At 42.9% G+C, this 9970-nt stretch carries 8 protein-coding genes, 1 tRNA gene and 1 pseudogene; all 10 read left to right on the forward strand.

The features are described 5' to 3' along the window. Positions 1 to 87, forward strand: a pseudogene (locus tag Q0017_RS12275) (elongation factor Tu); the annotation flags it as partial. A 52-nt stretch (positions 88 to 139) separates the two neighbouring features. Further along, positions 140 to 215: transfer RNA gene (locus Q0017_RS12280), tRNA-Trp, on the forward strand. A 73-nt stretch (positions 216 to 288) separates the two neighbouring features. Beyond that, a complete protein-coding gene (gene secE, locus Q0017_RS12285; RefSeq protein WP_298147268.1) occupies positions 289 to 729 on the forward strand; it encodes a preprotein translocase subunit SecE in 441 nt (146 codons plus the stop codon). 7 nt (positions 730 to 736) lie between these two features. After that, the gene (gene nusG / locus Q0017_RS12290) at positions 737 to 1270 is read left to right on the forward strand and encodes a transcription termination/antitermination protein NusG (protein ID WP_298147271.1); all 534 of its coding nucleotides are present in this window, start codon (positions 737 to 739) and stop codon (positions 1268 to 1270) included. Positions 1271 to 1385: 115 nt separating this feature from the next. Next, complete coding sequence (gene rplK, locus Q0017_RS12295; protein WP_298147274.1) at positions 1386 to 1814, forward strand: 50S ribosomal protein L11; 429 nt, start codon at positions 1386 to 1388, stop codon at positions 1812 to 1814. A 3-nt stretch (positions 1815 to 1817) separates the two neighbouring features. Beyond that, positions 1818 to 2513, forward strand: coding sequence for a 50S ribosomal protein L1 (gene rplA, locus Q0017_RS12300; protein WP_298147278.1), 696 nt, complete (start codon positions 1818 to 1820; stop codon positions 2511 to 2513). Positions 2514 to 2810: 297 nt separating this feature from the next. Next, positions 2811 to 3317 carry a 50S ribosomal protein L10 gene (rplJ, locus tag Q0017_RS12305; protein WP_298147282.1) on the forward strand — a complete coding sequence of 169 codons (507 nt, stop codon included), beginning with the start codon at positions 2811 to 2813 and terminating at the stop codon, positions 3315 to 3317. 48 nt (positions 3318 to 3365) lie between these two features. After that, positions 3366 to 3731: a 50S ribosomal protein L7/L12 gene (gene rplL, locus Q0017_RS12310; RefSeq protein WP_298147285.1), complete on the forward strand. Its 366-nt coding sequence runs from the start codon at positions 3366 to 3368 to the stop codon at positions 3729 to 3731. A gap of 306 nt (positions 3732 to 4037) precedes the next feature. After that, complete coding sequence (rpoB, locus tag Q0017_RS12315; RefSeq protein WP_298147288.1) at positions 4038 to 8126, forward strand: DNA-directed RNA polymerase subunit beta; 4089 nt, start codon at positions 4038 to 4040, stop codon at positions 8124 to 8126. Between the two features lie 171 nt (positions 8127 to 8297). Continuing rightward, positions 8298 to 9970: DNA-directed RNA polymerase subunit beta' (gene rpoC, locus Q0017_RS12320; protein ID WP_298147292.1), on the forward strand; the 1673-nt coding region annotated here is incomplete at its 3' end.

Consider the following 9970-nt stretch of genomic DNA (forward strand, 5'->3'; position numbering starts at 1 on the left):
ATCGCTATGGATGCAGGCTTACGCTTTGCAATCCGTGAAGGCGGCCGTACAGTTGGTGCTGGTGTTGTTGCGAAAGTTATTGCATAATACGACACAGTCATCGTTCAAATTGGGGGCTTAGGCCCTCGATTTGTTCTGTAGGTCAGTAGTTCAATTGGTAGAGCGTCGGTCTCCAAAACCGAATGTTGGGGGTTCGAGTCCCTCCTGACCTGCCACTTTTCTAAAAAAAGCTTGATGCTTACGAATCTAGTCATATAATAAGTCGCGAATTCTACGACGAGTACAAAAATGTCGAACGATAAATCGCGTGACGCATTCAGCGACGCGCCAATTCCTCAAAAAAATAATTCTGCTGAAGTTGTAAAAACAGGGTCGCCTTTCGACTATGTTTTATGGGCTATTGCATTGATTTTGTTAGTCGGTGCTTTAATGACCAACCAACAGCTGCCGGCTTATTGGGCACCAGCCAATGATGTTTGGGTGCGTGTCGGGGTAATTTTGGCTTGTATCGTGGGTGCTTTAGGTTTATTATACGCCACCCATCAAGGCAAAGGCTTCATTCGACTGTTACAAGACTCTCGAATTGAGTTACGTCGCGTTGTTTGGCCGACGAAACAAGAGACGATGACCACATCTTGGCACGTACTTGTTGTTGTACTTGTAGCATCGGTTTTATTGTGGTGTTTCGACTACATTCTAGGCTGGGCTATTAAATTAATTATCGGGTAAGAGAGCTATGAAACGTTGGTACATTATTCATGCCTATTCAGGTTATGAAAAACAAGTGATGCGTTCGCTTAATGATCGAATCCAGCGTAGCGCTGTTGCTGATAGCTTTGGTGATGTCCTTGTTCCGACTGAAGAAGTCGTAGAAATGAAGGATGGTAAAAAGCGTAAATCTGAGCGTAAGTTCTTTCCAGGCTATGTATTGGTCGAAATGGAAATGAACGATGAAACTTGGCACATTGTTAAAGAATGTCCAAAAGTTTTAGGTTTTATTGGTGGTACAGCTGAAAAACCTGCACCAATTACCCAACGCGAAGCTGATGCAATTCTTGCACGCGTGCAAAACAAAGGTGAAGCACCTCGTCCTAAGACGATGTTTGAACCTGGTGAAGAATTACTCGTAGTAGACGGTCCATTCACCGACTTTAAAGGCGTGGTGGAAGAAGTTCTATACGAAAAGTCACGTTTAACGTTGACTATTAATGTATTTAACCGTCCAACCCAAGTTGAATTGGAATTTCGTCAAGTCGAAAAAACAATTTAATTGGTTTGGATTGAAAACGCTCGGTACTTTTGGGTATCGGGCATTGTTATTGTAACGTAAGTTACTTAAAAACATTGGGGAGCCTAGCGGCGTTTGCACCCAGAGGTAATTGACAATGGCTAAGAAGATTGACGGCTATATCAAGCTGCAAGTTCCAGCTGGTAAAGCGAATCCATCTCCACCGATTGGTCCTGCACTAGGTCAACGTGGTGTAAACATCATGGCATTCTGTAAAGAATTCAATGCTGCTACACAAAAACTTGAAGCTGGTCTTCCAATTCCAGTAGTGATCACTGTGTACAACGATAAGTCGTTCACATTCATCATGAAAACCCCACCTGCTGCGATTCTTCTTAAGAAAGCTGCTGGTATCACTAAGGGTTCAGCTGTACCTAACAAAACTAAAGTTGGTAAGTTAACTCGTGCTCAACTAGAAGAAATCGCAACTACGAAAGAACCAGATTTAACTGGTGCTGACTTAGAAGCGCGTGTACGTACCATTGCTGGTTCTGCACGTTCTATGGGCTTGGAAGTGGAGCTTTAAGACATGGCTAAATTAACTAAACGTCAAAAAGCGATTACGTCTGCTGTTGAAGCACACAAAGTTTACACGCTAGAAGAAGCTGTTGCAGTTTTAGAGAGCCTTCCAGCTCCTAAGTTCAAAGAATCTCTAGACATCGCGGTAAACCTTGGTGTTGATCCACGTAAATCTGACCAAGTTGTACGTGGCGCGACTACACTTCCTGCAGGTACTGGTAAAACTGTACGTGTAGCTGTATTTGCTCAAGGTGCTGCTGCTGAAGCTGCTAAAGCTGAAGGCGCAGACGTTGTTGGTTTTGATGATCTTGCTGAGAGCATCCAAGCTGGTAACTTAGACTTTGATGTTGTTATCGCTGCACCTGACGCTATGCGCGTTGTAGGTAAGTTAGGTACGATTCTTGGTCCACGTGGCTTAATGCCAAACCCTAAAGTGGGTACGGTTACTCCTGACGTAGCGACTGCAGTTAAAAATGCAAAAGCTGGTCAAGCACGTTACCGTGTAGACAAAGCGGGTATTATCCACGCTGCGATCGGTCAAGTAGGTTTTACTGCTGAAGCTGTTCGTTCAAACGTTGAAACTTTGATTGCTGACTTGAAAAAATTAAAGCCAGCAACTTCTAAAGGTGTATACATCCAAAAGATCACTTTAAGCTCTACTATGGGCCCTGGTCTTACTGTTGATGTTGCCAACGTTTCTAAATAAGTTTTTAACTTATTACAGAATTTTAAAGCCCTGAGCTAAATTTAAAACATTGTTTTAAATTTAGCGCAAGACAGCTTCGGCACTTGCGCAACTTAGGCAAACTTTGAATTGATAAACTTAGATTTATCAGCGTCAAAGACCTCGGGCGAGGGCAGTTTTACTGCGCTCTTAAAATTCCAGTCCGAGTAGACGCGGTGGTGTGATTTTGTTCCTCCTCCGCGTGTAAATTCAGTGATGAATTTACGAATTGGGAGTGCACTTGTTTAAGTGCATAAATCACCGTTAGGAGGTATTACAATGGCTCTTCTTATCGAAGGCAAAAAACAGATCGTAGCTGAAGTCGCTGAAGTCGCTTCTACTGCGTATGCTGCTGTTGTTGCTGACTATCAAGGTTTAACCGTTGAGCAATTAACTGCTCTACGTGTTGAAGCTCGTAAACTAGGTGTTGTTACACGTATCGTGCGTAACACTTTAGCTAAACGTGCTCTTCAAGATACTCAATTCACTATCTTGAACGAAAGCCTTGTTGGCCCAACAATCTTAGCTTTCTCAACTTCTGAAGATGACATGGGCGCTGCTGCTCGTTTATTCGAAGAATTTGCTAAAACTAACAAAGCATTTGAACTTAAAGCTGCTGCATTTGATGGCAAACTTTATCAAGGCGAAGAAGTTAGCGTTATCGCGAACCTTCCAAACCAAGAAAAAGCGCTTACTATGCTTGCAAACGTTCTTCAAGCTCCTATTTCGAAATTGGGCCGCTTACTTACAGCGCTTCAAGAGAAAAACGAGTCAGAAGCTGCTTAAGCTTAAACTTACACACACATCATTCAATACCCATTTGGAGTTACTCTCATGGCTTTAACTAACCAAGAAATCTTAGACGCAGTTGCAGAAAAAACAGTTCTTGAACTTGTTGAACTTATCTCTGCTTTTGAAGAAAAATTCAATGTATCTGCTGCTGCTGTAGCTGTTGCTGCTGGTCCTGCTGCTGCTGCTGCTGAAGAACAAACTGAATTCAATGTTGAATTGACTTCTTTCGGCGCGAACAAAGTAGCTGTAATTAAAGCAGTTCGTGAAGCAACTGGCCTTGGCTTAAAAGAAGCTAAAGACGTTGTTGAAAGCGCTCCAGCTGTTCTTAAAGAAGGCGTTTCTAAAGAAGAAGGCGAAGAGCTTAAAGCTAAACTTGAAGCTGCTGGTGCTCAAGTTACACTTAAGTAATCGCTTAAGCGGAGCTAATTCTTTTGAATTGGCTCCAAAAATTGGCTGGTGGCTCTTGGGTCATCAGCCTTTTTGCGTTACAATAATCGGCTCGATTTTTGTTTGCATGAGCTAATATTCATACAAATTAAAAATAATCATAAAAAACAAATGTTTACCAATATTTTTTTGCCTAAAAATATTGTTAAGCGTTTTTATACCACTGAAAATTGCAGCATTTGTAAAAAGTGGTGGCCATATCGGCCTGCGTAACTCCTTCTAAGTCCGTTCTGCAGGCGGACTTGGTTCACTTTCCGAGGACTCCAGATGGCATACTCATATACCGAAAAGAAACGGATCCGTAAGAATTTTGGTAAATTGCCCCAAGTGATGGACGTGCCGTACTTGCTCGCGATTCAAGTCGACTCGTACAGAACGTTCTTACAAGACGGTAAAACTCCAAAAAACCGCGATGATATTGGTCTTCAAGCCGCGTTTCGTTCAGTTTTCCCGATTGAAAGTTACTCTGGCAATGCTGCTCTAGAATTTGTTGAGTATAGCCTTGGTAAGCCTGAGTTTGACGTTCGTGAATGTATCCTTCGCGGCTCAACTTATGCAGCACCAATGCGTGTTAAGATTCGTTTGATCTTAAAAGATCGCGAAACTAAGTCAATCAAAGACGTGCGTGAGCAAGAAGTGTACATGGGTGAAATGCCACTCATGACCGAAAACGGTACATTCGTTATTAACGGTACTGAGCGTGTGATCGTATCTCAATTACACCGTTCACCTGGCGTATTCTTTGACCACGATAAAGGCAAAACACATTCAAGTGGTAAAGTGCTTTATTCAGCACGTATCATTCCTTACCGTGGTTCATGGTTAGACTTTGAATTTGATGCTAAAGATTTAGTTTACGTACGTATCGACCGTCGTCGTAAATTACTCGCGACTGTGATCCTACGTGCTTTAGGTTATAACAACACCCAAATCTTAGACTTGTTCTACGAAAAAGTGCCTGTTTACCTTGATATGGGTAGCTATCAAATTGACCTAGTGCCTGAACGCCTGCGTGGCGAAATGGCGCAATTTGATATCGTTGATAACGATGGCAAAGCGATTGTTGAACAAGGTAAGCGTATTAACGCGCGTCATGTACGTCAAATGGAAGCTGCTGGTTTAACTAAACTCCCAGTTCCTGATGAATACTTATACGAGCGTATTACAGCTGAAGACATCACTTTACGTGATGGCGATGTTATTGCTGCAAACACCTTATTAAGCCATGAAATCATGGTGAAATTGGCTGAAGGTGGTGTTAAAGAATTTAACATCCTATTTACCAATGACATCGATCGTGGTTCATTTATTGCTGACTCGTTACGTGCCGATACCACATCTGGTCGTGAAGAAGCGCTTGTAGAAATCTACAAAGTGATGCGTCCGGGCGAGCCACCAACAAAAGAAGCTGCTGAAAACTTATTCAACAACTTGTTCTTCTCATCAGAGCGTTATGACTTATCGCCTGTAGGTCGTATGAAGTTCAACCGTCGTTTGGGTCGTCCTTACGAAGTGGGCACTGATCAGAAGTCGCGTGAAGTTGAAGGTATTTTATCGAACAACGACATCACTGATGTATTAAAAACATTGGTTGAAATCCGTAACGGTAAAGGCGAAGTCGACGATATCGATCACTTGGGTAACCGTCGTGTTCGTTCAGTTGGCGAAATGACTGAAAACCAATTCCGTGTAGGTTTAGTTCGTGTAGAACGTGCTGTAAAAGAGCGTTTGTCACAAGCTGAAACAGATAACTTGTCTCCGCAAGATTTAATCAACGCGAAGCCAGTTGCTGCTGCAATCAAAGAATTCTTTGGTTCAAGCCAGTTATCTCAGTTTATGGACCAAAACAACCCGTTGTCTGAAATTACACACAAACGTCGTGTATCAGCATTAGGACCGGGCGGTTTAACACGTGAACGTGCAGGCTTTGAAGTACGTGACGTACATCAAACTCACTATGGTCGTGTATGTCCAATTGAAACGCCGGAAGGTCCAAACATTGGTTTGATCAACTCGCTTTCTGTATACGCAAAATGTAACAACTTTGGTTTCTTAGAAACACCTTACCGTAAAGTGGTTGATGGTCGCGTAACCGACGAAGTTGAATACCTATCTGCGATTGAAGAAGTGGGTACTGTTATTGCACAGGCCGATTCTGCAGTTGATACTGACGGTAACTTATTAGAAGAAGTGGTATCTGTACGTCACCAAGGTGATTTCGTACGTATGCCACCTGAAAAAGTAACCCATATGGATGTATCTGCGCAGCAGGTTGTATCTGTAGCGGCGTCACTGATTCCATTCCTTGAACACGATGATGCCAACCGTGCATTGATGGGTTCAAACATGCAGCGTCAGGCTGTTCCTACGTTAATCGCAGACAAACCACTTGTTGGTACGGGTATGGAAGCGAACGTAGCACATGACTCTGGTGTGTGTGTGATCGCAGGCCGTGGTGGTCGCATCGAATATGTAGATGCATCACGTATTGTGATTCGTGTCAACGAAGAAGAGATGATCGCGGGTGAAGCAGGTGTAGATATCTACAACCTGATCAAATACACACGTTCTAACCAAAACACTTGTATTAACCAAAAAGTTCTTGTGAACTTAGGCGACCAAGTGGGTCGTGGCGACGTATTGGCTGATGGTCCATCAACAGATGGCGGTGAGCTTGCGCTTGGTCAAAACATGCGTGTAGCGTTCATGACGTGGAACGGTTACAACTACGAAGACTCGATCTTATTATCAGAGCGTGTACTTCAAGAAGACCGTTTAACATCAATCCACATTCAAGAATTATCATGTGTTGCACGTGATACTAAACTTGGTGCGGAAGAGATTACTGCTGATATTCCAAACGTAGGCGAAGCTGCTTTATCTAAGTTAGATGAATCAGGTATTGTTTACATTGGTGCTGAGGTTACAGCTGGTGACATCCTTGTAGGTAAAGTAACGCCAAAAGGTGAAACTCAACTTACTCCAGAAGAAAAACTGCTTCGCGCAATCTTTGGCGAAAAAGCAGCTGACGTTAAAGATTCATCTTTACGTGTATCTTCAGGTGTTAAAGGTACTGTTATTGACGTTCAAGTGTTTACACGCGATGGTCTTGAAAAAGACGAACGTGCGCAAGCAATTGAAAAAGCTCAGCTTGATGCTTACCGTAAAGATTTAAAAGAAGAGTTCAAAATCTTCGAAGAAGCAGCACGTGAACGTATTATCCGTTTATTGTCTGGTCAAGAATCAAACGGTGGTGGTACAACTAAACGCGGTGACAAACTTTCTGAAGAATTGTTATCTGGTTTAGAGCTTGTTGATTTAATGGACATCCAACCGGTTGACGAAGCAATTGCTGAGCGCTTAACTCAAATTCAAGTGTTCTTGAAAGAGAAGAGCCATGAGATCGACGAGAAATTTGCTGAGAAAAAACGCAAATTGTCTACAGGTGATGAACTTACAACTGGCGTATTGAAAGTTGTTAAAGTTTACTTAGCTGTAAAACGTCGCATCCAACCGGGTGATAAGATGGCGGGTCGTCACGGTAACAAAGGTGTTGTCTCTAACATCTTACCTGTAGAAGACATGCCACACGATGCTCACGGTGTACCTGTTGATGTGGTACTTAACCCGCTGGGTGTACCGTCACGTATGAACGTGGGTCAGATTCTTGAAACTCACTTGGGTATGGCGGCAAAAGGTCTTGGCGATCAAATTGACAAGATGATGAAAGAACAACGTACTGTTCTTGAATTGCGTGAATTCTTAGACAAGATTTACAACAAAGTTGGTGGCGAGCAAGAAGATCTTGATAGCTTAACTGACCAAGAAATCTTGGCATTATCTGGTAACTTGCGTAAAGGTGTTCCTTTAGCAACACCTGTATTTGATGGTGCTGAAGAATCACAAATTAAAGACTTACTTGAACTTGGTGGCATCTCACGTACAGGTCAAACTGTATTGTATGATGGTCGTACTGGTGAGCGTTTTGACCGTCCTGTAACTGTAGGTTACATGTACATGCTCAAACTTAACCACTTGGTTGACGACAAGATGCATGCGCGTTCGACGGGTTCTTACTCGCTTGTAACGCAACAGCCGCTTGGTGGTAAAGCACAGTTCGGTGGTCAGCGTTTCGGTGAGATGGAAGTTTGGGCACTTGAAGCTTACGGTGCTGCTTATACACTTCAAGAAATGTTAACCGTGAAATCGGATGACGTTGAAGGTCGTACCCGTATCTATAAGAACATTGTAGATGGTAACCACTACATGGACCCAGGTATGCCTGAATCGTTCAACGTATTGACCAAAGAGATCCGTTCTTTAGGTATCAACATTGAACTGAAAAATGGTGACTAAGTAACCATTCAATCCCCCCAACCCCCTTGTTTAAGGGGGGGATTTACTCCTCTTAACTTAAGGGGAGTTTGCCGCTTAAATAGGCGGAATTGAGGGGGATTCTTCAGTTAAAAAACAATATTTGTGACCCAGTTGGGAAGCGAAAATCTTCTCAACACACGGAGAAAAAAATTGAAAGACTTGCTCGATATCATGCGCAAAAAGACGGACTCAGACGGTCACGCTCCTGTAGAGTTTGATCGCATCCGTATTGGTCTTGCGTCACCAGAAATGATTAAGTCATGGTCTCATGGTGAAGTTAAAAAGCCTGAGACAATTAACTATCGTACCTTCAAACCAGAACGCGATGGTTTATTCTGTGCCAAAATCTTTGGTCCAGTAAAAGATTACGAATGCTTGTGTGGTAAATACAAGCGTATGAAATACAAAGGCGTCATTTGTGAAAAATGTGGCGTTGAAGTAACAACTGCGAAAGTTCGTCGTGAACGTATGGGTCACATTGAACTTGCATCTCCAGTTGCACATATTTGGTTCTTAAAATCACTACCTAGCCGTATTGGTCTTTTATTAGACATGACGCTACGTGATATCGAACGCGTATTGTATTTCGAATCTTACGTTGTTACCGATCCGGGTATGACACCGTTTGAAAAATACCAACTTCTTAACGATGAAGAATACTTCAACGCGTTAGAAGAACACGGTGACGAATTCACAGCGAAAATGGGTGCTGAAGCTGTTCAGGACTTATTAAAAGACATCGATCTTGAAGCTGACATTACACGTCTTCGTGAAGAAATTCCGGTAACAACTTCAGAAACTAAGCTTAAAAAAGCGTCTAAGCGTTTGAAGTTGATGGAAGCGTTTAACGATTCGAACAACAAGCCTGAATGGATGGTGTTGACTGTACTTCCAGTTCTTCCACCAGATCTTCGTCCGCTTGTACCACTTGAAGGTGGTCGTTTCGCGACGTCTGATTTGAACGACCTTTACCGTCGTGTGATCAACCGTAACAACCGTTTAAAACGTCTTCTTGACCTTGCAGCGCCAGACATTATCGTACGTAACGAAAAACGTATGTTACAAGAGTCTGTAGATGCATTGCTTGATAACGGTCGTCGTGGTCGCGCAATTACTGGTTCAAACAAACGTCCGCTTAAATCTTTAGCCGATATGATTAAAGGTAAGCAAGGTCGTTTCCGTCAAAACTTACTTGGTAAGCGTGTTGACTATTCTGGTCGTTCGGTAATTACTGTAGGTCCTACTTTACGTTTGCACCAATGTGGTTTACCAAAGAAAATGGCACTTGAACTATTCAAGCCGTTTATCTTTGCAAAATTACAAGCATCTGGCCAAGCAACCACCATTAAAGCTGCAAAGAAAATGGTTGAGCGCGAAACTCCAGAAGTTTGGGACGTTCTTGCATCTGTGATTCGTCAGCATCCAGTGATGTTGAACCGTGCGCCAACTCTTCACCGTTTAGGTCTTCAAGCATTTGAACCTATTCTAATTGAAGGTAAAGCGATCCGTCTTCACCCGTTAGTTTGTGCGGCATTTAACGCCGACTTCGACGGTGACCAAATGGCGGTACACGTTCCATTAACACTTGAAGCTCAGTTAGAAGCTCGTGCGTTAATGATGTCAACCAACAACATCTTGTCTCCAGCGAACGGTGAACCAATCATCGTACCGTCTCAGGACGTTGTATTAGGTTTGTACTACATCACGCGTGATGCCATTAATGCCAAAGGCGAAGGCATGGTGTTTGCGGATACTGATGAAGTAAACCGTGCACTTGCAACAGGTCAAGTTGATTTACACGCTCGCGTTAAAGCACGTGTACA

This window comes from uncultured Acinetobacter sp., assembly GCF_947624825.1.
Classification (GTDB): domain Bacteria; phylum Pseudomonadota; class Gammaproteobacteria; order Pseudomonadales; family Moraxellaceae; genus Acinetobacter.

What these genes read in the sequence shown, in the direction of transcription:
- secE (WP_298147268.1), top strand. Translation starts at nt 289, where the DNA reads ATGTCGAACGATAAATCGCGTGACGCATTCAGCGACGCGCCAATTCCT.
- nusG (WP_298147271.1), top strand. Translation starts at nt 737, where the DNA reads ATGAAACGTTGGTACATTATTCATGCCTATTCAGGTTATGAAAAACAA.
- rplK (WP_298147274.1), top strand. Translation starts at nt 1,386, where the DNA reads ATGGCTAAGAAGATTGACGGCTATATCAAGCTGCAAGTTCCAGCTGGT.
- rplA (WP_298147278.1), top strand. Translation starts at nt 1,818, where the DNA reads ATGGCTAAATTAACTAAACGTCAAAAAGCGATTACGTCTGCTGTTGAA.
- rplJ (WP_298147282.1), top strand. Translation starts at nt 2,811, where the DNA reads ATGGCTCTTCTTATCGAAGGCAAAAAACAGATCGTAGCTGAAGTCGCT.
- rplL (WP_298147285.1), top strand. Translation starts at nt 3,366, where the DNA reads ATGGCTTTAACTAACCAAGAAATCTTAGACGCAGTTGCAGAAAAAACA.
- rpoB (WP_298147288.1), top strand. Translation starts at nt 4,038, where the DNA reads ATGGCATACTCATATACCGAAAAGAAACGGATCCGTAAGAATTTTGGT.